The organism is Aureimonas sp. ME7, assembly GCF_903970965.1.
In the GTDB taxonomy this organism is placed as follows: domain Bacteria; phylum Pseudomonadota; class Alphaproteobacteria; order Rhizobiales; family Rhizobiaceae; genus Aureimonas.
In genome coordinates, this window is the sequence record NZ_CAJCKW010000004.1 from 50837 (window position 1) to 74127 (window position 23291).

Here is a 23291-nt window from a genome sequence, read left to right on the forward strand (position 1 = left end):
GGCTGCGGAGACACGATGCGCATTCTGATCGTTGAAGACGACGTCAACCTGCGTCGGCAGTTGAACGAGGCCATGGGCTCGGCCGGCTACGTTGTGGATCAGGCTTCCGACGGCGAGGAGGGGCACTTCCTCGGCGATACGGAAAGCTACGACGCGGTGATCCTCGATGTCGGGCTGCCCAAGATGGACGGGATCAGCGTTCTGGAGCGCTGGCGCCGGGAAGGGCGGTCGATGCCAGTTATTCTTCTGACGGCGCGAGATCGCTGGAGCGACAAGGTGGCAGGGATCGACGCGGGGGCGGACGACTACGTGGCCAAACCCTTCCACATGGAGGAGGTGCTCGCGCGGGTGCGCGCGCTGATCCGCCGGGCGGCGGGGCATTCGTCGTCCGAAATTCATTGCGGGCCGCTGCGCCTCGATACCAAGGCTTCGAAGGCGAGCCTCGACGGCGCGCCGTTGAAGCTGACCTCGCACGAGTACCGCCTCTTGTCCTATCTGATGCACCATCAGGGCGAGTTGGTGTCGCGGACCGAGCTGATCGAGCACATGTACGACCAGGACTTCGACCGGGACTCCAACACGATCGAGGTGTTCATCGGCCGGCTGCGGCGCAAGATCGGCAACGAACTGATCGAAACCGTGCGGGGCCTGGGTTACCGCATGCAGCATCCCGGCTGATGGCGGACGAGACACCGGCACCCGCTTCGTCCTTGCCGAGCCGTTGGGGGCGGTGGGCCCGCAGTCTGACGCTGCGTGTCGTCACGCTTTCGAGCGTCTGGGTGGTCGCTGCATTCGTGGTCTTCGGCGGGCTGATCTCCAATCTCTACGAACGGACCGCGCAGTCCGGCTTCGAGGGGGTGGTGCGGGCGCAGCTCTACAACCTCATCAACTCCGTGACGGTCGATGAAACGGGCGGGTTGGAAGGGGTGCCGAACCTTGGGGACCTACGCTACTCGCAGCCGCTTTCGGGCTGGTACTGGGAGGTGATCCCCGCGAGCGCGAACACGCAAGGGCGGCTGGCGTCCTTCTCGCTCGGCCCGCGCAAGATCGATGCGCAGCCGACGGAGTTGTCGCCCTTCGACATCCAGTATCGACGCGACTACCGGACGATGGGGCTCGACGGCGAGACGCTCTACGTCGAGGAGGCAGAGGTGGTCCTCGATGCGGAGAACCACACGGCGCGCTTTCGCGTGATGGGAAATGCCAGCGTGGTCGAATCCGATGTGGCCGCCTTCGATCGCAAGATGGCGCTCTATCTTGGCCTGTTCGGGCTCGGGTCGATCGTCATCAACGCCTTGGCGATCCTCTACGGGTTGCATCCGCTGACCAAGGTCCGTCGCGCGTTGGGGGCGGTTCGAAGTGGGCAGGCGGACGGCTTGAAGGGATCGTTTCCGACCGAGATCCAGCCGCTGGCGACCGAGATGAACGCCCTGATCGACAGCAACCGTCGCATCGTCGAGCGAGCGAGAACGCAGGTCGGCAATCTCGCGCACTCGCTCAAGACGCCGATCGCCGTACTTCTCAACGAGGCGCATTCGGTTGGCGGCGAGAAGGGCAGGGTGATCGCGGATCAAGGGGAGACGATGCGCCAACAGGTGCAGCACTATCTCGACCGGGCACGGGTCGCGGCGACCGATGGCGCGATCGCGCGAACGCCGGTTCTCGCCGTCCTTGAGCGCTTGCTGCGCGTCATGATCCGCTTGAACCCGCAGCTTCGGTGCGAGCGCGCCTTTTCCACCGATGCCGGCGAGATCACGTTTGCGGGCGAGCAGCAGGACCTCGAAGAGATGGTCGGAAATCTCTTGGAAAACGCAACGAAGTACGGGCAGGGCAGAATCATGCTGCGACTGGAGGCGATCGGAACGGATCGATTGCGCGTCGTGGTCGAGGACGATGGACCGGGCCTGTCCGACGTCGAGATGGCGGAGGCGACGAAACGCGGACGCCGGTTCGACGAGCGGCAGGCCGGCAGCGGGCTGGGCTTGTCGATCGTTGCTGATACCGTTTTGCAATACCGGGGGGCTTTTCGCCTTTCGCGTTCGAAAATCGGGGGATTGGAGGCCGAGGTGATCTTGCCTCGGGTGCCGGAGACGACGATTTCGTGAAGTGACGTTTCGCTCACATCGCACTGGCCGCGCGCGCGGCGGACGAGTTCATGCAGAAATTCTCGCCTTTCTTCGCACTCGCCCTTCTCCTGCCCGTGCTCGGCGGGTGCGTCACCACGGCGGCGACACCTGGACCTGAGCCGTTGACGGAGCGCGCTGCGGCCTTGCGCGGGAGCATCGCGCCGACGGCCTCGGTCAAGCTGTCCCCGACGGCGGAAGATCGTGCTCTTCTCGCGCAATATCAGGCGCTGCAGTTCGGGACCGTGGGACAACCGATCGACTGGGAAGCCGACGGTTTCAAAGGGGTGATCACGCCGACCCAGCTCTACCGCGTCGGGTCTCAGGACTGTCGCGGGTATACGCATCTCATCAGCCGGGGAGCGTCGAAAGTGCGACAGGTCGGCACGGCTTGCCGGACCGGGCAGGACCTTTGGACGCCGGTGGCCTGACGCGCCGGACTGGCGCCGGCTCTGCATCGGCTGGGACAAGACGTCCGGGGTTGGTAGTGGCGCTATGGCGGATGGTGGTTTAGGACCGTTCCAATCCGCCTGGTCTTCCGGATCGAGTGTTCGGCGGACCGACGCAGGACTTTTCACGCCGTCATGTTGTTCTGGTTCCTCGCCTTTCTGATCGCCACGACGGTGACGCTGGTCACCGCTCTGCCGCTTTTGCGGCGTCCCGTGGCGATGGCGGTTCCCAGAAGCGCACACGATGAAGAAGTCTATCGCGCCCAATTGACCGAGCTCGAGCTCGACGAGCGCAAGGGGTCGATCGGCGCAAAGGAAGCTGCAACCGCACGGGCCGAGATCGCAAGACGCCTTCTTCGCGCGCACGATGAGACGAGGAATGCTGCTGGTCCGGCGGGGGGCGGACGTTGGGCACAGTGGTGCGGGCTGGCCGTCGCGCTTCTCTTGCCGATCGGGGCGTTCCTCTTCTACGACCGCTGGGGTTCGCCCGAGGTGCCCGATCAACCGCTCGCTCTTCGTCAGAACCTCGATCAGCCGACGGACCTACCGTCCATGGTGGCCGAGATCGAACGTCGTTTGGCCGCGAGACCGGACGACGGTGCTGGTTGGAGCGTCGTCGCCCCGGTTTATCTGCAGATGGGAGAAGCCGAAAAGGCCGTGCATGCATTCGGCAACGCCCTTCGGCTGACAGCGCCGACGGCGCAGAAGCACGCGGGGCTCGGAGAGGCGCTCGTGCAAGCGGCGGATGGCCGAGTGACGGAACAGGCGCAAACGGAGTTCCGTTCGGCGCTCGCCCTCGACCCGTCATGGACGCCTGCGCGTTTCTACATGGCCCTGGCCCTTTCGCAGCAAGGTCGGACAGCCGAGGCGGCGGACGCCTGGAGCGAACTGTTGCGGACGGGACCGGCGGATGGTCCCTGGAGGCCGATCGCCGAGGCAGCGCTCGCCGACGCGCGTGGCGTCTCGAAACAAGGTTTGGGCCCGACGCAGGCCAATGTGGATGCCGCCGCCGAGCTTTCCGAGGATGACCGGGGTCGGATGGTCGAAGGGATGGTTTCCGGCCTGGCGGATCGCCTGAAGGCATCGCCGCAGGACGTGGACGGATGGAAGCAACTGATGCGGAGCTACGTCGTCCTGAACGATAGCGCGCGTGCGACTGCGGCGCTGGCCGAAGCGGAGGCCGCATTTCCGTCGGGTTCCCCCGAACGTATGGACATCGTCCGATTTGCCCGAACGCTCGGGATCGCCGACGATACGAGAGACCCATGACCCGCAAGCGCAAACGATTGGCGACGATCTTCGGCATGCTCGCCGTGTTGGCGACGGCGGCTGGACTCGTTCTGACCGCCCTTTCGGACAGCGTCGCGTTCTTCCATTCGCCCACCGACATTCGCAACCGCATGCCCGACAGCTCTCAGCGGATTCGCCTTGGCGGTATCGTCGAGACAGGAAGCGTTGAGCGGCAGGCAGGCGGAGCGGTATCCTTTCGTGTGACCGATACGGTGGAAAGCGTCCCGGTCGCCTATGTCGGCCTCCTGCCCGATCTCTTTCGCGAGGGGCAGGGGATCGTGGCGGAAGGGCATTTGGAAGGGGATGGGCATTTCGTGGCCGACACAGTTCTGGCCAAGCACGACGAAACCTACATGCCCAAGGAAGTGGTGGACGATCTGAAGGCGCGAGGGATCTGGAAGGAGGGATCGGTGGTGCCGGTTGCCGACCGGGTGGTGCCGGGTGCGGGCTCATGATCGTCGAACTCGGACATTTCGCGCTGGTGCTGGCCCTCGGGACTGCGCTGGTCCAGTCCGTGCTGCCGCTGATCGGTGCACGGGTCGGCGACGTCCGACTCATGGAAGCCGGCTCGACGACTTCGATCACTGGGTTCGTTCTCCTGGCGCTCGCCTTCGGCGCGCTGACGGCGGCCTATGTTGGGTCCGACTTCTCGGTTCTGAACGTCGTCGAGAATTCGCATTCGGCCAAGCCGATGCTTTACAAGGTCACCGGTGTATGGGGGAACCACGAGGGTTCGATGCTCCTCTGGGTGCTGATCCTCGCCTTGTTCGGCAGCCTCGTCGCCTCCTTCGGCCGCAGCCTTCCGCCCAGCCTGAAGGCGACGGTGCTTTCAGTGCAGGGGTGGGTGCTTTCAGCATTTCTCCTTTTCATTCTGCTGACATCGAACCCGTTCACGCGCGTCGTGCCGGCGCCGTTCGAGGGGCAGGATCTCAACCCGATCCTACAGGATATCGGCCTCGCGATTCATCCGCCGCTCCTCTACCTCGGCTATGTCGGCTTCTCGATTTCCTTCTCCTTCGCGGTGGCGGCGCTGATCGAAGGACGGATCGACGCGGCTTGGGCAAGGTGGGTTCGACCCTGGACCCTTTTGGCCTGGCTGTTTCTGACGGCGGGCATCGCGATGGGATCCTACTGGGCCTACTATGAGCTCGGATGGGGCGGGTGGTGGTTTTGGGACCCGGTGGAGAACGCGTCCTTCATGCCCTGGCTTTCCGGGACGGCTCTGCTGCACTCGGCGGCGGTGATGGAAAAGCGGTCGGCCCTGAAGATCTGGACCGTGCTGCTGGCGATCCTCACCTTTTCGCTCAGCCTTCTCGGCACGTTCCTGGTGCGATCCGGCGTGTTGACCTCGGTCCATGCCTTTGCCGTCGATCCCGAGCGTGGGGTGTTCATTCTCGCCATTCTCTGCATCTTCATCGGCGGTTCCCTCGCCCTGTTCGCGTGGCGGGCGGCGGATCTGGAGGTCGGCGGTTTGTTCGCTCCGATCTCGCGCGAGGGAGCGCTCGTCTTCAACAATCTGTTCCTCACCACGGCCACCGCGACCGTGCTGGTCGGGACCCTGTATCCGCTTCTTCTGGAGGTGCTGACGGGCGAGAAAATCTCCGTCGGCGCACCGTTCTTCGATCTGACGTTCGGGCCGCTGATGGTTCCGCTCCTGTTCGCGGTTCCCTTCGGGCCGCTTCTCGCCTGGAAGCGGGGCGATCTTCTGGGAGCGGCGCAGCGCCTGTATTTCGCGGTGGGCGCAGCGCTTGGAGCGGGCGTGCTGACGTTGGCCATGACGGAAGGTCTGAGGGTGCTGGCGGCATTCGGCATCGCCTTGGCAGCCTGGGTCATGGCGGGAGCCCTGGTGGATCTCGTCGAGCGCTCCGGGGTTCGAAAGGTTGGTTGGCGGGTTGCGGGGGGACGACTCCGAGGGCTGCCTCGATCGGCCTTTGGAACGGCGCTGGCGCATTTCGGTGTTGGCGTCACGCTGATGGGCGTCGTCTGCGTCAGCGCCTTCGATACGGAAATGGTGGCGACGATGGCACGGGGCCAAATCGTCGAAGCCGGCGGGGTGCAGATACGCTACGACGGTCAGGAGCCGCGCCAGGGGCCGAACTATCGCGATGATGTCGGACATTTCACCCTGCTGCGGCAGGGAGCGGCGTTCGCGCAAATGGATAGCGCCAAGCGTTTCTACCCCGCGCGGCAGATGCCGACGACCGAGGCGGGAATCCATACGTTCGTTTTCAGCCAGCTCTATATCTCGTTGGGCGATGCCGGAGCGAACGGAGGGGAAACCGTCGTTCGCATCTGGTGGAAGCCGATGGTGACGCTGATCTGGTTCGGCGCGGTCGCGATGGCGCTCGGTGGGCTCGTGTCCTTGAGCGATCGGCGGTTGCGCGTAGGAGCGCCAGCGCGTCGACGCTCGGTCGCGGTACGGGTTTGAAGATGACGCGCGCGAGACTCCGGCTGGCCCTAGCATTTGCTGCGCTCACCGCGATCTCGCCGGCCTGGGCCGTCCGACCGGACGAAATGTTGGCCGATCCGAAGCTCGAACAGCGCGCGCGCGACCTCTCGGCAGGTCTGCGTTGCATGGTCTGCCAGAACCAGTCGATCGACGACTCCGACGCGCCGCTGGCGCGAGATCTGCGCATCCTCGTGCGCGAGCGGTTGCAGGCAGGCGACGACGATGGCGAGGTGCTCGACTACCTCGTGTCGCGATACGGGCAATTCGTTCTTCTTCGCCCGCGCCTCGAATGGGAAACCGCTGTTCTGTGGGGCACGCCTTTGGTCCTGCTGGCGATCGGGGGTGTGCTGCTTGTCCGCCGGAATCGCATCCCTACGGCATCAACAGCCCATTTGAGTCCGGAGGAGGAAACCCGCTTGCGCGCGCTTCTCGACGAAACGGGCGACGCGCGGCGCTGAAAGCGCACCTTACGAAGCTTTCATCGAGGCGAAAACTTGCCGTAACGTTCCTTTCCCTAAGTTCCATCCATCGGGCAGACGACACTCGTGCTGCCGCCGGATCGGGAAACGAACGAGGGTTCCTCCATGAGCATCCAGTTTACCAAGACCAAGCGTCGCTTCTCCGCCGCCGTTCTGGCTGCCGGCATGGCGGGCGTCGCATTCGCCGGCGGCGTCGTCTCCAACGTCGTTCCGAGCTTCGCCGAACCTGTTCGCGTTCAGCCCGCGAACGAGAACCCTGGGTTCGCCGACGTGGTGGATCGGGTTTCGCCGGCTGTCGTGTCCGTGCGCGTTCGCGAGCAGATCAAGCCGGCCGCCGATCGCTCCGACAGCGCCGAGTCGCCGTTCGACAATCTGCCGGAGAACCACCCGCTCCGCCGCTTCTTCGAGTTCGGCAACCCGAACGGGCAGGGCGGTCCGGGAAGCCAGCAGGGTCCCCGCCGCAGTCCGCGCCAAGGCATGGCTCAGGGGTCCGGCTTCTTCGTTTCCGACGACGGCTACCTCGTGACCAACAACCACGTCGTGGAAGGCGGCAGCGACTATACCGTGGTTCTCGATGATGGGACCGAGTTGACGGCCAAGTTGATCGGTGCGGACTCGCGGACCGATCTCGCGCTCCTGAAGGTGGACGGCGGCGACCGGAAGTTCACCTATGTCGACTTCGCCGACGATTCCAAGGTCCGGGTCGGCGAGTGGGTGGTGGCGGTCGGCAATCCGTTCGGGCTCGGCGGTTCGGTCACGGCCGGCATCGTCTCCGCGCGCGGACGGGACATCGGCGCTGGCCCCTACGACGACTTCATCCAGATCGACGCGGCGGTGAACCGCGGCAATTCGGGCGGTCCCGCCTTCAATCTCGAGGGCCAGGTGATCGGCGTCAACACCGCGATCTTCTCGCCGTCCGGCGGCAACGTCGGTATTGCCTTCGCCATTCCCGCCTCCACCGCCCGCAGCGTCGTTCAGTCGCTCCGCAACAACGGCAGCGTGCAGCGCGGCTGGCTCGGTGTTCAGATTGCGCCAGTGACGAAGGACATTGCGGAAGCGCTTGGGTTGAAGGAGGAGAAGGGTGCGATCGTTACGCTTCCCGACACCGATACCCCCGCAGTGAAGGCCGGCATTCAGACGGGCGACGTGATCACGGCCGTAAACGGGGAAACCGTGAACGGTCCGCGCGAGTTGGCCCGAAAGGTGGCGGAGTACAATCCCGGCACGTCCATCGACGTGACGATCTGGCGCGCGAACAAGGCGCAGGACATCAAGGTTCAGCTCGGCGATCTCGCCAATCTGGATGAGGCATCGAACGCGGGCGGCGGCCGCAACGTGCCGGTCAACCCGTCCTCGCTCAGCGGCTACGGTCTGACGCTGACACCGTCCGACGAAGGCGACGGGCTGGTGGTGACCGATGTCGACCCGGATTCGGAAGCTGCCAACCGGGGCGTCTCGGCCGGCGACACGATCGTGGCGGTGAACGGATCGCCCGTGAAGTCGCAGCGCGAGGTCGAGACCGCGATCAAGAGTGCGGCATCCTCCGGGCGCAAGGCGGCGCTGTTCCAGCTTCGCAACGGTGATCAGAACCGTTTCGTGGCTCTGCCGATCAGCGGAAGCTGATCGCCTGATAGGTTAGCCATGGGGGCGGCGTGCGAACGCCGCTCCCGCTTTCCCATCGATCCGGCGAAGGGTAACAGTGATGACGATGTCCGCGCGCTCCCCTACATCCGAGTCTATGCGTATTCTGATCATCGAAGACGACCGAGAGGCCGCCTCCTACCTGACAAAGGCTTTGAAGGAGTCCGGCCACGTTCCCGATCATGCGGGCGACGGGGAAACGGGGCTCCATATGGCGGAGACGCAAGCCTACGATGTGCTCGTCGTGGACCGCATGCTTCCCCAACGCGACGGGCTGTCGGTGATATCCAGCCTTCGCGAGAAGGGGGTGACGACCCCGGTCCTGATCCTCTCGGCTCTTGGTCAAGTGGATGACCGGGTGACTGGGCTGCGGGCCGGCGGCGACGACTACCTGCCCAAGCCCTACGCCTTCACCGAACTTCTCGCGCGCGTCGAGATCCTGGGCCGGCGACGCGGGGCCAAGGACGTGGAAACCGTCTACCGTGTCGGCGATCTCGAACTCGATCGGCTGTCGCACGAGGTGAAGCGTGGCGGCAAGACGATCATTCTGCAGCCGCGCGAGTTCCGGCTGCTCGAATATCTGATGAAGCATGCAGGTCAGGTGGTGACCCGGACGATGCTTCTTGAGAACGTCTGGGACTATCACTTCGACCCGCAGACCAACGTCATCGACGTTCACATCTCGCGGTTGCGCTCCAAGATCGAGCGCGATTTCGGCGAGCCGCTGCTCCATACGGTGCGAGGCTCGGGCTACATCATCCGCGCCGGCGACTGAGCCGCCTTGCGCAGGCCGACGCTGTTCCGTGTGCGGGAGTTGATGCGCGTCACTGCGTTTCGACTGTCCGCCGTGTATCTCGGGCTCTTCGCGCTGTTTGCGACGATCCTTCTCGTCTACGTGACGGAAACCGCTTCGACGATCCTGCAGACGCAAAGCCGCGACACGATTTCCGACGAGATCCAGATCCTCGACCGCATCTATCAGACGACGGGGATCGCGGGCGTGGTGCGTTCGATCGACCGGCGCGCGCGCCAACCCGGGGCTTCGCTCTATCTCGTCACCGACGCGACCGGACTGATCCTGGCTGGGAACGTGCAGAGCCTCGAGGCGGGCCTTCTGGACGATGCGGGGTTCAAGTCGTCGCCGTTTCGTTACGCGCGCTTCACCGATACCGAGCGGGATCGCTACCACACGGCGATCGCACAGGTCGTGCAGCTTCCCAACGGGATGCGTCTCCTCGTCGGGCGGGACCAGACCGATCAGGAGCGGATCCGGGTGATCGTTCGCAACGCCTTGTTTCTGGCGTTGATCCTGATGACGTTCGGCGCTCTCCTGGCTTGGTTCCTAGTGGGGCGAACGGCCCTTCATCGACTGGATCGGATGTCGGCGGCCACCGCTCGGATCATGGCGGGCGATCTCAGCGAGCGCCTTCCGCTGGCGGGAACGGGCGACGAGTTCGATCGTCTGTCCGAGAAGCTCAACGTGCTCCTGGCGCGGATCGCCTTGCTTCAGGAAGGGCTGCGGCAGGTTTCCGACAACATCGCGCACGACCTCAAGACCCCACTGACGCGCCTGCGTAACCGTGTCGAGGCGGCGCTTGGGGAGGAGGCGCCCGAGCGGACGACCCGTCAGGCTATGGAAGCGGTCTTGGCGGAGGCCGATGGGATGATCCGCACCTTCGACGCGCTTCTGATGATCAGCCGCGTCGAGGCGGGATCGCATCCGGCGTTGATGACTCCGGTCGATCTCGCCGCGATCGCATCGGATGTGGCGGAACTCTACGAGCCCTTGGCCGAGGATATCGGCGGAACGCTCCTTGTGGACGCGCCCGATCCGGTGGTGGCTCCCGTCAGCCGCGAACTCATCTCGCAAGCTATCTCCAACCTCATCGACAACGCCTTGAAATACGGCTTGTCGGACCGGGATCTCCGGATTTCGGTTTCCCTCCAGCAGATCGACGATCGTTGCCGTCTATCGGTGGCCGACAACGGCAACGGTATCCCGGACGATAAGCGCGAGCGCGTCCTGGAACGCTTCTTTCGCTTGGACGAAAGCCGATCCAAACCCGGCTCCGGCCTCGGTTTGTCGTTGGTGCAGGCGATCGCGGCGCTGCATGGGGGCACGTTGATGCTTGACGATGCGAAGCCCGGGCTCAAAGTCACCCTCGACATTCCCACGAAGAGGTCGGGTCAGACGGATGATGGACGGCTCAAGCCTTGAGTTGCGGATCGGGGGAGCGGGTCGAATCCAGCCCCTGTCACGAGATGAACTCGATCGCCGACGAGCGGAACTGACGACGCGAGCGCGGGAGGCCGAGCTTCCCACCCTTTCATCCTGGCTGGACGAGCGCTCGTACGACGCCGATCGGCTCCTATCGGCGTTGTCGCTTTCCCCTTATCTCGCCGGCCTGGCGGAGCGCTTCCCGCAGTGGATCGAACGTCTGTTTTCGACGGATGCGGGCAGTCGCATTCGCGAAATCATCGATGCCCTCGACGCCCCCATTCCTTCCGACGCCAGCGAAGCCTCGCAGATGTCGGAACTGCGTGTCGCGAAAGCGGAGGCGGCTTTCCTCATCGCCTTGCGCGACCTCTTCGGCGCAGCCGATCCCGCTCGCACGACAGCCGATCTCTCGGACCTTGCCGAGGCAGCCGTCCGGCGCGCGCTCCGCTTCTGCCTTCTCGACCTCCACCGCCGTGGGCAACTCGATCTGCCCGATCCCGATGCGCCCGAGATCGGCTGCGGCCTCACGATCCTAGGGATGGGTAAGCTCGGCGGCGGCGAGCTGAACTATTCCAGCGACATCGACATCATCCTCTTCTTCGAACCCGAAACGCCATCGATCGTCGATCGGATGGAAGGGGTGGAGATGTTTTCCAGGCTTGGACGCCGCCTCGTCCGGATGATCGGCGAGCGAACGCGCGACGGCTATGTGTTCCGGACCGACCTGCGACTGCGCCCGGACCCTTCGGCCATGCCGCTCGCCATCCCGATCCCGACCGCGCTCGTCTACTACGAGGGCGCGGGACGCGACTGGGAGCGCGCGGCGATGATCAAGGCGCGGCCGATCGCCGGCGACCCCGACGTCGGCGCGGCGTTCATGCGCGACATCGCGCCTTTCGTCTGGCGTCGCTATCTCGACTTCGTGGCGATTGCCGACATTCAGGCGATGAAGGCGAAGATCGACCGGCATCGCGGCTTCGAGAGCGTCGGCGTGCTGGGGCAAAACGTCAAGCTGGGGCGCGGGGGCATTCGCGAGATCGAGTTCTTCGTCCAGGCGCAGCAATTGATCGCGGGCGGGCGGATGCCCGCTCTGCGTACCCGCCGAACGGACGAGGGTCTTCGGCGGCTGGCCGAGGCGGGGTGGGTGAAGCCGCAGGTCGCCGACGAGTTGACAGGGTTCTACTGGTTTTTGCGGCGGGTCGAACACGCGATCCAGATGGTCGCCGACGAGCAGAGTCATACGCTGCCGCAGACGCAGGAAGAATTGGTGCGGATCGCGAGGCTCTGCAACTTCGCCGATACCGAAGGCTTCGGTGCGGAGCTTCTAGCCTACCAGAAAGGGATCCGACAGCGCTTCGCCGATCTCTTTCTGGAGCGAGGCGATACGGAACGCGAGCGATCCGACGTCGATGCCCTCATGCAGGATGAGGACGATGCGGATGCGCGGCGATGGTTGGAAGCCAAAGGATATGCGCGCCCCGCAGACATCGCCCGGATCGTTCATCGCTGGGGCACGGGACGCTACCGCGCGACGCGATCGGAGGCGGCGCTCGATCAGCTTCGCGCCGTCTTGCCGCTCCTGCTCGGCGCCTTTGCGGACGGACCGGACCCGGACTCCGCCCTGATGGCTTTCGACCGGTTTTTGGAAGGTCTCCCTTCCGGCCTCCAGTTCTTCTCGCTGATCGCTTCCAACCCGCGTCTTCTGGATCTCCTGGCGCTCGTCATCAACTCATCGCCGCGTCTGGCCGACACGATCGCCCGCCGCCCGCATGTGTTCGACGCGCTGCTGGATCCGGCCTTCTACGACGAACTGCCCACGCGCGATCTGATCCGGGATCGCCTTCGCGCGTTTCTGGCCGACGCGAGGTTCCTGGAAGAGCGCCTCGATCGCCTGCGCATCTTCGCCTCCGAGCAACGCTTCCTCGTGGGCGTACGTCTCTTGTCGGGGTCGCTCGACGGAGCGAGCGCGGGGCTGGCCTTCTCCGATCTCGCCGAAACCGTGCTGGCGGAGGTGCTTCGCGTCGTCGAGGCGGAGTTCGTGCGCGCGCATGGGCATGTGGAAGGAGGGCGCTTGGCGGTGCTCGGGCTTGGACGGCTCGGGTCGCGTGAACTGACCGCAAATTCCGATATCGACCTGATGCTGCTTTACGACCATGCCGAGGGTGCCGAGACGTCCGACGGGGAACGCCCGCTGGCCGTTTCGACCTATTACGCGCGGCTGACGCAGCGCCTGATCTCGGCGCTGACGGCGCCCACCGCCGAAGGCGTCCTCTACGAGGTGGATTTCCGCCTTCGCCCATCGGGCAACAAGGGACCGCTCGCGACCGCGATCGGCAGCTTTCGCAAGTATCAGAGCGAAGCCTGGACGTGGGAGCGCATGGCGTTGACCCGCGCCAGAACGGTGGCGGGAGACGACCACCTGCGCGCCGAGATCGGCGAGGCGATCCGGGAGGCCATCCGATCGCATGAGGGCGATCCGTTGCTGACCGACGACGTCGCCGACATGCGCGCTCGGCTCGAAGCACAGAAGCCTGCGCGCGGTCCTCTCGATCTCAAGCGGATCGTCGGCGGCCTGACCGATCTCGAGTTCCTGGCGCAGTGGGGGATTCTGACGGGCCGAGTTCCGCTGGACGCCATCGGAACGCCGACCGGCGACGTCCTGAAGGTCTTGCGTGAGTCATTGATGGAACAGCGTTCGGATATCGACCGGCTGCCGAACGCGATGGCAGAACTCACCGAAGTGATGCAGATCCTGCGGCTCGGGCCGGACAAGGCCATGTGCATCGCCGACCTTCCCGCCCCGTTGGCCGACCGCCTCGCCGGAACGCTCGATTTGGCCGACCGCTCGGGCGTCGAACCTCAGGTGGGGGAAACGGCGGCCGAGGTGCGTGCGATCTTCGCCGAACTCGTTCCGTATCATTCAGGGGCCGGCGCCTGATGCTGTCTCAGGCGGCGCGCGACAATTGGCTCTCGATCGATTCGGGCTCGTTTTCGACGTCGGAGTAGGGAAGGCGGAAGCTGACAGCCGTTCCCCGACCGGGCGAGGAGGTGATCGACATCGAGCCCCCCTGCAGTTCGATCAGCGAGCGGGCGATGGCGAGGCCGAGACCGGTCCCCTTGTGCGTCCGGGTCAGCTCGTTTTCGACCTGCTCGAAGGGTCGACCCAGGTTGCGCAGCGATTCACGCGGAATGCCGATGCCGTTGTCCACGATGGTGATTACAGCATAGGCCCCGCGAACGCGGGTGCGGATCCGTACCTCGCCACCGGGGGACGTGAACTTCACGGCGTTCGCAAGAAGGTTGAGTAGGATCTGCTTGGTCGCGCGACGATCGCCCGAAAGCACGAGGGCGTCCGGCATCTCCAGCCGCATGTCCAGCGACTTGGACGCCGCCGGAACCTCGACGATGCGGATCGCCTCGGCCAGGATCGCCGGAAGGTCCAGCACTTCCTGCACCAGCGCCATTCGCCCGGCTTCGATCTTCGACATGTCGAGAATGTCGTTGATCAGCTTGAGGAGGTAGTGGCCGCTTTGATGGATGTCGGCGGCATATTCGGTGTACTTGCCGTTGCCGATCGGACCGAAGCTTTCCTCGCGCATGATTTCGGAGAAGCCGATGATCGCGTTGAGCGGCGTGCGCAGCTCGTGGCTCATGTTGGCGAGGAAGGTCGTCTTCGCCTGGTTGGCGCTTTCCGCGCGTTCCTTCTCGATCATGTAGTTGCGATTGAGATCGGCGAGCTGGCGCGCTTTCGCCTCCGCGTCGCGTCTCGCGGTCGACAGGTCGTTGATCGTGGCCATCAGACGACGCTCGGAGTCGCTGAGGCGCTCCTGGTGAACCTTCAGCTGCGTGACGTCCGTTCCGATCGAAACGTGGCTTCCGTCGCCGGTTACGCGTTCGGACACCTGCAGCCAGCGCCCGTCCGCTAGAAGCGTTTCGCTGGCGCGCTCGCCGAGCACGAAGCTCGGGCTCGTCAGCTTGCGCTCCTCGATGGGCCGACGCGCCTTCGCGCGAACGGCGGCGAACGGCGTGCCGGGCCGGACATCCTGATCCGAAAGCCCGAAGACCTCCTGGTATTTGGTGTTGCAGAGCACCAGACGATGGTCCGCGTCCCAGAGCACGAAGGTCTCGGAAATGTTCTCGACAGCGTTCTGAAGCCGGAGGTTGGCCTCGTCCGTCATCTGCGCGAGAAGGTGGTTCTCGCTGATGTCGACGGCGACGCCGATCAGATGAATCTCGTTGTCCGGGTTGCGCACGATCTCGGCGCGCGCGCGCAGCCAGATGTACTGGCCCTCCACATGGCGCATGCGAAACGAGCGCTCGATATTGCCGACGCTGCCAGAGGCAATCTGCCGGGCGAACTCGAAGAACGAGCCGTCGTCGGGATGCAGAAGCTCCGACACTTCGGAAAACGACAGGACGCCGTCGCGCGGCTCCAGCCCGACCATTTCGTACATCGAGCGCGACCAGAACATCAGTCCGCGCGCCAGATCCCAGTCCCAAAGCCCGCATCGGCCCCGTGACAGGGCGGTTTCCACCCGGTGGTGCTGGTCGTTCAGAAGACGGTCGGCAACGCCCGCGCGGGTCGCCTGCCGGAAGTAGGCGACGAGGATGGCGAGGAGCACCAGGGCGGTGACACAGAACAGGGTGACGTTCAGCGAAACCGAGCGGCGCCATTCGGCAAAGACGTGCCCTTCGTCGCGCAGGAGCACGATGCTGCCGAGCGAGCCGCCGAGAAGAGCCGCCGATGCCATGGCATCATCGCCGTTCCAGGACACCGGCATCACCCCGGCGCGCTCGCCAAAAACGAGAAGCGGCTGGCTGCTGTCCACCAGCGTTTCAATCTCTCGGCCGAGCGCGACCTCGTGCCCGGCGGTGGTGGCGACCACACGGCCGGACTTGTCGGAAACCATCGCCACGAGCCCGTTCTCCTTCAGGAAGGCGGGCAGGGCGCTGTTCAGGAGGATCTGAGCCTGCGTGTTGGGATCGGTCGTTTGAGCGTGGTTCAAGGAGGCATCTTCCGCCCGCATCAAACTGGCGGCGATGCGCAGGTCCTCCGAAGCGCGTTGTTCCAGAAGGTCACGCTCCTCGATCAGCGCGACGAGACGCGCGATCGCGAGGATCAGAAGGAACCCGATGACGAGATAGGGAATCGTGACGCGCAGGACCGGCTCGAGATCGGCGATCCGCCCATGGCCGCCGTGCAGAAGACGAAACCGTACGCGCCGGAACAGGGTTCTCCATCTCTCCGATGCAAGGGACGAATCCGTCCTTGCCGGAGCGCGTGTCGCGTCCGAACCCACCATTCCGACCCCTCGCCGTCATCTCATGGGAACGAACGCCGCAAGCCCGAACCCGATGGTTAATGAATCAGGTGAGGCCCAAAATGTCCAGAACGCGCGGCCGGTTTCCTGCGGCCGCGCAATCCTGAATTCTGATTGTTGCAAGGGATCAACAGCGGTTTTCCAACGCTTTCCAAACCTGTGGTTAGCGAGTGGTAAATCCGTCGTCAGTGCGCATTAGAATCAGGCTCTTCAAGCTAGGGTCCGGGTCAGAATATCGGTCAAATCCCGTGAGAGATTCGGTTGCGACGCCAAAGCCTGCAGGGCGGCGCGCGCTTCGCTTTGACGGGTCGGCTCGAACGAGCGCCACGAACGGAAGGCCGTGGCCAGCCGCGCGGCGGTTTGCGGGTTCAATTGGTCCAACTCGGCCAGTTGCTCGGCGACCCATCGATAGCCGCTGCCGTCCGCCGCATGGAAGATGCGCTGGTTTCCGGTCGCAAACCCGCCGATCAACGCGCGTGCTCGGTTCGGATTGGAAAGCGAGAACTTCGGATGATCGCGCAGCTGGCGCACGGTCTGCAGGGTTTGCGGAGCGGGAACCGTGGCTTGCAGCGCGAACCACTTGTCGAGAACCAGGGCGTCCGTCTCGAACGCGGCATAGAATCGGTCCAGCGCCTCGGCGGCTTCCGGCGCGGCGGGAAAGCGATGGGCGAGGAGGGTGGCCGCTGCCAGGCGGTCCGTCATGTTGTCGGCGCGGGTAAAGATCGCAAGGAGCTCGCCCGGTCCGACCTCGCCCGCCGACAGGAAATGCAGGAGGCCGTTGGCAAGGGCTCGGCGCCCGGCGCTGGCGGCGTCCGTTCCGAAGGCGCCGGACGTCGCGAGCAGCTCGTCCCGAACGGCGCGAAGTTTTTCCCCGCCGATCCGCGCAACGGCGGACATCAACGCGTCGCGCGCGGAATGGATCGCTTCCGGGTTGACATTAGTCTCCAGAAGACGCGCGATTTCCGCTTCGCCCGGAATCGCGATCATCTGCGCTCGGAGTGCGGGCTCGAGGCGCTCGTCCAGCGCGCTTGAAAGGATGGCGTCGACGATCTGTAGGTCGAAGGATGTCGCGCTGCTGTCCCGGCTCGGCAATGCAGCGTTCTTCAACGCTTCGCCGAGAATGTCGTTCAGGGCACGCCAGCGGTTGAACCCGTTGGGATCGAAGGTCGCAAGGGCCAACCGGTCCGCAGAGCTCTGTTCGTGACGTAGAACAACGGGCGCCGAAAAGTCCCGCAGGATCGACACGAGCGGACGCTCGTTCAACCCATCGAAGACGATCTCCGCGTCCCTCGTCGTCAGATGGATGACGTCGCCTTCGATCTCGGCGCCGCCGGCCGACGCCTCCGCCGCGATATCCTGCCCGTCGCGCCCGACCAGTCCGAAGCGAATGGGAATGTGCATGGGCTCGGTGCCCGTGCCCGCCGCGCCCTTCGACAAGCTCTGGGACAGGGAAAGCGTCAGCGCCCCGTCGGCGAAACGCTCGCGAACGTCGAGGACGGGCGTTCCGGCTTGATGATACCAAAGGGCGAAATGGGTGAGGTCGGTCGCGCCTGCTTCCTCGAAGCAGCGCAGGAAGTCCTCGATTGTCGCGGCCTCGCCGTCGTGCCGGTCGAAATACAGATCCATGCCTGCGCGGAACGCGGTTTCGCCGAGGATCGTCGCGATCATTCGGACGAGTTCGGCGCCCTTCTCGTAGACGGTCGCCGTGTAGAAGTTGTTGATCTCCCGGTAGCGGGTCGGGCGTACCGGATGCTGGAGCGGCCCCTGGTCCTCGGGAAACTGTTGTGCCTTTAGCCCATGGACGGACGAAATCCGCTTCACCGTCGCCGAGCGCTCGTCGGCGCTGAACTCCTGGTCGCGGTAGACCGTCAGCCCTTCCTTGAGGCAGAGCTGGAACCAGTCCCGGCAGGTGATGCGGTTGCCGGTCCAGTTGTGAAAATATTCGTGCGCGATCACGGTCTCGACGCCGGCATAGTCCGCATCGGTCGCCGTGTCGGGGCCCAGCAAAACGTATTTGTGGTTGAAGACGTTGAGACCCTTGTTCTCCATCGCCCCCATGTTGAAGTCCGAGATCGCGACGATGTTGAAGACGTCGAGATCGTATTCCCGGCCGAAGCGGCGCTCGTCCCATGCCATCGATCGGCGCGTGGCATCCATGGCGTAGGCGGCGCGGTCCGACAGGCCGGGTTCGGTGTAGATCGCAAGCTCCACGTCGCGCCCGCTCGCCGTGCGGAACGTGTTCTCCAGAACGTCGAGCCTGCCGGCGACCAGCGCGAAGAGATAGGATGGCTTCGGATGCGGGTCTTCCCAGATCGCGAAGTGCCGTCCCTCCGAAAGATCGCCATGCCCGGCGGGATTGCCGTTCGAAAGGAGAACGGGCGCGCTGTCCCGGTCCGCCTCGATCCGGACGCGGTAGGTCGCCAGGACGTCCGGCCGGTCGAGGAAGTAGGTGATGCGGCGGAAACCCTCGGCCTCGCATTGGGTGCACCAGACGCCGTTGGACCGGTAGAGGCCCATCAACTGCGTGTTGTCTTCCGGTCGCAGACGGGTTTCCAGCTTAAGTTCGAAGACCTCGTCCGCCGGGAGCCCTTGGATCCGCAGTCGGTTTGCGGAAACCTCGTATTGCGACGGGTCGATGTCGGTCCCGTTCAGACTTAACGATGCGAGCGTCAACTGGTCGGCGTCGAGATCGAGCGGCGTATCGCGGTCCACTCCCGGTCGGCGCTGCATCGTCAGCCGCGAGGAAACGTCGGCCTTCCCGTCGTGCAGCGAAACGTCGAGATCGACATGGCGGATGGAAAAGGGGGAGGGTTGGTAGTCTTCGAGCCGAACCACCTCGACTTCGTTGTGGCTGTTCATCGTCGCTACGCCCCGCTTGGAATGGTCCGACATCGGATAGCCTCGCAGCGAAGGCTTGCCAACGGCTCGATCGGTCGATCACGCCTTGTCGCGATGATTCGAGAAAGGTGAGGCAGGCTTATCGATCGCCGCTCGACGCATCGCAAGCGGATGCTATGACCACCCGGAGCCGATGCGCGCATCCGACCGAATCGAAGTGCGCGGGGTCGTTTCCATGCCGCCCGCGTTCGCAGGCGGTCCGCAACCGCAGCGATGTCTCGTTTCATGAACGCCTTGCCGCCCACCTTCGTCGACCAGCGGCCCATGCTCGGCATCGGGTTGAAGGTGCTGTCGGTCACCGCTTTCGTGGGAATGCAGACATCCCTCAAAGGGCTGGGCACCGAAATCCCGGCGGGGCAGCTGGTGTTCTTCCGCTCCATCTTCGCGCTCGTTCCCGTCCTGATCTATCTTCTGTGGCTCGGTACCCTTCGCAGTGCGCTCCGCACGGACGATATCGGCGGCCACTTCCTGCGCGGCGCGATCGGCGTGACGTCCATGATCCTGGGCTTCTACGCGATCGGGCGGCTGCCCTATCCCGAATGGATCACGCTGTCCTATGCGGCGCCGCTTCTGACGGTCTTGTTCGCGTCCGTGTTTCTCGGCGAGATCATCGGCCGCTATCGCTGGACGGCCGTGATGCTCGGCCTGTTCGGGATCGTCGTGGTTGCGGCGCCGAACCTGACGGTTGGAGCAGGCTCCATCGGCCGCGAGCAAAGCTTCGGCATGGCCGCGTCGCTCGCCGGCGCCTGCGTTTCGGCGATCGCGATGATCCAAATCCGCCGCTTGGTGCGGACCGAGCGCACGGCGACCGTGGTGATCTACTTCTCGCTGACATCGAGCGCGGTCGCCCTCATCAGCGTTCCCTTCGGCTGGGTCTGGCCAAATCCGCAGCAACTGACCCTTCTGATCGTAGCGGGCTTGTTCGGCGGCGTCGGCCAGCTGCTTCTGACCTCGTGTTATCGCTACGCGGAAGCGTCGACCATCGCTCCCTTCGAATACACATCGATGATCCTGGCCATCGCGATCGGCGCCTTCGTCTTCGGCGAGGTGGTCAGCGCGAGCACACTGATCGGCGGCTCGATTGTCGTGTCGGCTGGCGTCTTCATCATCGCGCGGGAGCACCATCTGGCGCGGAAGCGTCGCCTCGTTCGCCGGCTGCCCGATCCGACGAAATAGAAAACGCGGATCCCGAAGGGACCCGCGCTCTCAAGTTTTCGACGTGGGGCCGTGATCAGTAGCCGTAGGCCCAGGCCTTGTTCTTGGCGTCGTAGGAGTAGATCGCCGTTCCCGAGCCCGGGATGCTGAGGTTCTTCGGCGCCTGCTCGATGCCCGAACTGTCGGCTTCCGTTCCACCGAAATTGCTGCGGGCCGGCGCGCCGTAGGTGCCGCGAGCCAGGGGCTGACCCGACTGGACGCGCTGCTCGTGCCAGACCTTCTGCTGCTGGTCGTGCTGGTAACGAACCGCCTTCTCCTGTCCGGCGCGCGTGGTCTGCGCTGTGGCGGCGGTTCCCATTCCGGCGGCGCCGATCAGGGCGGCAGCGATGATGGCCATCTTCTTCATGTCGAACTCCCTTCGGTTTCGGGCGCCGGGCCACCGCATTCGCGGCCTCGGTGCTTCCAAATCGCAAGGCAAACGAACGACTTTGGCGGTTGGTTTCAAAAAAACGTCAGCGGGAATTTCGGATGGTCGGTCGTTGGATCACCGCGCAAGTTCCGCAAGGCGTTCGCGCAGTGTCAGGAGATCGCGCCAGGCCCAGCGCTTCTGGCCGGGTTGCCGCAGGAGAAAGGCGGGGTGGAGCATGGCGATGGCAGGGATTTCCAGCCCGTTCGGCGTCGTCACGCTCAGCCAGCGCCCGCGCAGCCGCGTGATGGCCTCGTCCGAGCGCAGAAGCACGCGCGATGCCGGCGATCCCAGGCAGACGAGAACGCGCGGGCGAACGAGTTCGATGTGGCGCATCGTGAAAGGAAGGCAGAGCTCGGTTTCGGCGGGCGTCGGCGTCCGGTTGCCCGGCGGACGCCAGGGAACGGTGTTGGTAACCCGCACAGCGTCGCGCGCCACCCCGATCGAACCGAGCATCCGATCGAGCAGGCGTCCCGACCGGCCGACGAACGGCTCACCCGACAGATCCTCGTCGCGTCCCGGTGCCTCGCCGACCAGCATGAGGTCGGCGTCTTCCGCACCGTTGCCGAAGACGAGGTTCTTGGCCGTCTGCCGCAGACCGCAGCCGGTATAGGCCGTCAGCAGGGCTTGAAGCTCGGCAAGCGTCTGCGCGCTCGCCGCTTTTGATCTGGCATCCTCGATATCGCTCCGCCCGTGCTCGGCCATGGGAAGCCCCATGGCAGGGGGGGCGGCAGCGGCGGGACGCGCGGTCGGTTGCGGCTGCGTCCGTGCGGACGCGGCGGACCCGTCGGGACGGCGACGGGTGGCCTCGCGTTCCGTTTCCGCAAACCGATCACGAGGTTCGTCCGCCACGAAGCTGCAAACGCCGGCGCGCTCGTACCAGTCGAGAAGCGCCGACCATTGATCCAGGGCCGAGGGGTGATCCGAATGCCGCATGGATCCCGTTGTAGTTCGCTTCGCGCCGCGCCGCATCCTGTTTCCGCGCGCTCGGTAAGCGCGTCGAAATGACAGTCGCAAATTCTTACGTAAACGTAAGTTTGCGGTTGCGCTTTCCAACCCGTCCGATAAGCCATATCCACGCAGTTAGACTCATTCCATCAAGCCCCTACGACGAGGACTGACGATGACCCAGACGCTTCCCGATCGCGAGTCGATGGAGTTTGACGTGGTGATCGTGGGCGCGGGTCCGGCCGGTCTGTCGGCGGCGATCCGGCTCAAACAGGTGAACCCGGACCTTTCCGTCGTCGTCCTGGAGAAGGGAGCGGAGGTCGGCGCGCACATCCTGTCCGGTTGCGTGCTCGATCCGTCCTCGCTCGACAAGCTCCTGCCGGAATGGCGCACGGAGGAAACCCCGATCCGCCAGCGGGTGACGGAGGACCGGTTCTACGTCTACGGGCCCCAGGGCGGGGTGCGCCTGCCGAATTTCGGCATGCCCAAGCTCATGGACAACCACGACAACTACGTCGTCTCGCTCGGCCTCGTTTGCAAATGGCTGGCGGAAAAGGCGGAGGGTCTTGGCGTCGAGATCTATCCTGGCTTCGCGGCGAGCGAGCTTCTGTTCGACGAGGCCGGCGCGCTCGTCGGGGTCGCCACCGGCGACATGGGCATCGAGCGTTCCGGCGAGCCGGGACCGGCGTTCCAGCGCGGCATGGCGCTGATGGGCAAGTATGTCCTGATCGGCGAAGGCGTGCGCGGATCGCTGGCCAAGCAGCTGATCGCGCGGTTCGGACTGGCCGACGGCGCCGAGCCGCAGAAGTACGGCATCGGCATCAAGGAACTTTGGGAGATCGACCCAGCGAAGGCGAAGCCGGGCCTCGTGCAGCATTCCTTCGGCTGGCCGCTCGACATGTCCACCGGCGGCGGCTCCTTCCTGTATCATCTGGAAGGCAACCAGGCCTATGTCGGCTTCGTGGTCCACCTGAACTACAAGAACCCCTATCTCAACCCGTTCGAGGAGTTCCAGCGCTACAAGACGCACCCGGACGTCGCCGAGCTCCTGAAGGGCGGCAAACGTCTTTCCTACGGCGCGCGGGCGATCTCGGAAGGGGGATACCAGTCGGTTCCGAAGCTCGTGTTCCCGGGCGGCGCCCTGATCGGCTGCTCGGCGGGCTTCGTCAACGTGCCGCGCATCAAGGGCGTCCACAACGCGATCTCCAGCGGAATGCAGGCCGCCGAAGCCGCGGCGGAGGCGATCGGCGCTGGCCGCGCGCAGGACGAGCTGACCCCCTACGAGGCGGGATGGCGGTCCTCGCCGATCGGGCGCGATCTGTTCCGCGTTCGCAACGTCAAGCCGCTCTGGTCGCGCTTCGGCACGGCGCTCGGCGTCGTGCTCGGCGGCATCGACATGTGGGCGCATCAGCTGATCGGACGCTCGCTGTTCGGCACGCTCGCCCACGGCAAGACGGACGCCGCATCGACCGAGCCGGCCGCCCGGCACAAGCCGATCCCTTATCCGAAGGCGGACGGCGTCCTCACCTTCGACAAGACCTCCTCGGTGTTCCTGTCCAACACCAACCATGAGGAGGATCAGCCGATCCACCTCCGGGTCAAGGACTACGCGCTCCAGAAGACGTCGGAGCACGACGTCTATGCCGGCTTGTCCCAGCGATATTGCCCGGCCGCGGTCTACGAGTGGATCGAGGAAGGGGCCGACGCCCCGCGCTATCAGATCAACGCGCAGAACTGCGTTCACTGCAAGACGTGCGACATCAAGGATCCGAACGGCAATATCACCTGGGTGCCCCCGCAGGGTGCCGAAGGCCCGGTCTACGGGACGATGTAGTCGGCCGGTTCGCCTAGAAC

At 64.8% G+C, this 23291-nt stretch carries 17 protein-coding genes; 13 read left to right on the forward strand and 4 right to left on the reverse strand.

Going from position 1 to position 23291, the window contains the following annotated elements:
- Positions 1 to 15: 15 nt before the first annotated feature.
- The 11 genes from H7A85_RS09010 to H7A85_RS09060 all read left to right on the forward strand — a co-directional run bounded on the left by H7A85_RS09010 (position 16) and on the right by H7A85_RS09060 (position 13587).
- Positions 16 to 678, forward strand: coding sequence for a response regulator transcription factor (locus H7A85_RS09010; protein ID WP_182085610.1), 663 nt, complete (start codon positions 16 to 18; stop codon positions 676 to 678).
- A complete protein-coding gene (locus tag H7A85_RS09015; RefSeq protein ID WP_182085611.1) occupies positions 678 to 2105 on the forward strand; it encodes an ATP-binding protein in 1428 nt (475 codons plus the stop codon). The genes H7A85_RS09010 and H7A85_RS09015 overlap by 1 nt, the downstream gene beginning before the upstream one ends.
- Before the next feature lie 50 nt (positions 2106 to 2155).
- The gene (locus H7A85_RS09020) at positions 2156 to 2554 is read left to right on the forward strand and encodes a hypothetical protein (protein WP_182085612.1); all 399 of its coding nucleotides are present in this window, start codon (positions 2156 to 2158) and stop codon (positions 2552 to 2554) included.
- A 570-nt stretch (positions 2555 to 3124) separates the two neighbouring features.
- Positions 3125 to 3841, forward strand: coding sequence for a hypothetical protein (locus H7A85_RS20820; RefSeq protein ID WP_244631057.1), 717 nt, complete (start codon positions 3125 to 3127; stop codon positions 3839 to 3841).
- Positions 3838 to 4317: a cytochrome c maturation protein CcmE gene (ccmE, locus tag H7A85_RS09030; protein WP_182085614.1), complete on the forward strand. Its 480-nt coding sequence runs from the start codon at positions 3838 to 3840 to the stop codon at positions 4315 to 4317. Before H7A85_RS20820 ends, ccmE begins: the two co-directional genes overlap by 4 nt.
- Positions 4314 to 6290, forward strand: coding sequence for a heme lyase CcmF/NrfE family subunit (locus H7A85_RS09035; protein ID WP_182085615.1), 1977 nt, complete (start codon positions 4314 to 4316; stop codon positions 6288 to 6290). The genes ccmE and H7A85_RS09035 overlap by 4 nt, the downstream gene beginning before the upstream one ends.
- 2 nt (positions 6291 to 6292) lie before the next feature.
- Positions 6293 to 6769: a cytochrome c-type biogenesis protein gene (locus H7A85_RS09040; protein ID WP_182085616.1), complete on the forward strand. Its 477-nt coding sequence runs from the start codon at positions 6293 to 6295 to the stop codon at positions 6767 to 6769.
- A gap of 126 nt (positions 6770 to 6895) precedes the next feature.
- On the forward strand, positions 6896 to 8413 hold the full coding sequence (locus H7A85_RS09045) for a Do family serine endopeptidase (protein ID WP_182085617.1): 1518 nt from the start codon (positions 6896 to 6898) through the stop codon (positions 8411 to 8413).
- Positions 8414 to 8528: 115 nt separating this feature from the next.
- Positions 8529 to 9206, forward strand: coding sequence for a response regulator transcription factor (locus tag H7A85_RS09050; protein ID WP_182085618.1), 678 nt, complete (start codon positions 8529 to 8531; stop codon positions 9204 to 9206).
- 42 nt (positions 9207 to 9248) lie between these two features.
- Positions 9249 to 10649 (forward strand): HAMP domain-containing sensor histidine kinase, encoded by a 1401-nt coding sequence (locus H7A85_RS09055; protein WP_244631059.1) that lies wholly within the window; start codon positions 9249 to 9251, stop codon positions 10647 to 10649.
- Positions 10630 to 13587: a bifunctional [glutamine synthetase] adenylyltransferase/[glutamine synthetase]-adenylyl-L-tyrosine phosphorylase gene (locus H7A85_RS09060; protein WP_182085826.1), complete on the forward strand. Its 2958-nt coding sequence runs from the start codon at positions 10630 to 10632 to the stop codon at positions 13585 to 13587. The genes H7A85_RS09055 and H7A85_RS09060 overlap by 20 nt, the downstream gene beginning before the upstream one ends.
- Before the next feature lie 7 nt (positions 13588 to 13594).
- On the opposite strand, the gene H7A85_RS09065 is transcribed toward H7A85_RS09060, so the two are convergent.
- The gene (locus H7A85_RS09065) at positions 13595 to 15952 is read right to left on the reverse strand and encodes a PAS domain-containing sensor histidine kinase (protein ID WP_182085619.1); all 2358 of its coding nucleotides are present in this window, start codon (positions 15950 to 15952) and stop codon (positions 13595 to 13597) included.
- A gap of 228 nt (positions 15953 to 16180) precedes the next feature.
- Entirely contained in the window at positions 16181 to 18862 is a 2682-nt protein-coding gene (gene pepN / locus H7A85_RS09070) for an aminopeptidase N (protein ID WP_244631060.1), read from the reverse strand.
- A gap of 231 nt (positions 18863 to 19093) precedes the next feature.
- Between pepN and H7A85_RS09075 the strand changes: the two genes are divergently transcribed.
- Positions 19094 to 20044 carry a DMT family transporter gene (locus tag H7A85_RS09075; protein ID WP_244631063.1) on the forward strand — a complete coding sequence of 317 codons (951 nt, stop codon included), beginning with the start codon at positions 19094 to 19096 and terminating at the stop codon, positions 20042 to 20044.
- A gap of 55 nt (positions 20045 to 20099) precedes the next feature.
- Here the strand turns inward: H7A85_RS09075 and H7A85_RS09080 are convergent, their stop codons facing one another.
- Together H7A85_RS09080 and H7A85_RS09085 are read right to left on the reverse strand one after the other, a co-directional pair.
- Entirely contained in the window at positions 20100 to 20429 is a 330-nt protein-coding gene (locus tag H7A85_RS09080; protein ID WP_182085620.1) for a hypothetical protein, read from the reverse strand.
- Positions 20430 to 20567: 138 nt separating this feature from the next.
- A complete protein-coding gene (locus H7A85_RS09085; protein ID WP_182085621.1) occupies positions 20568 to 21425 on the reverse strand; it encodes a uracil-DNA glycosylase in 858 nt (285 codons plus the stop codon).
- A gap of 181 nt (positions 21426 to 21606) precedes the next feature.
- Between H7A85_RS09085 and H7A85_RS09090 the strand changes: the two genes are divergently transcribed.
- Positions 21607 to 23271 (forward strand): electron transfer flavoprotein-ubiquinone oxidoreductase, encoded by a 1665-nt coding sequence (locus H7A85_RS09090; protein WP_182085829.1) that lies wholly within the window; start codon positions 21607 to 21609, stop codon positions 23269 to 23271.
- The last annotated feature ends 20 nt before the right edge of the window (positions 23272 to 23291 follow it).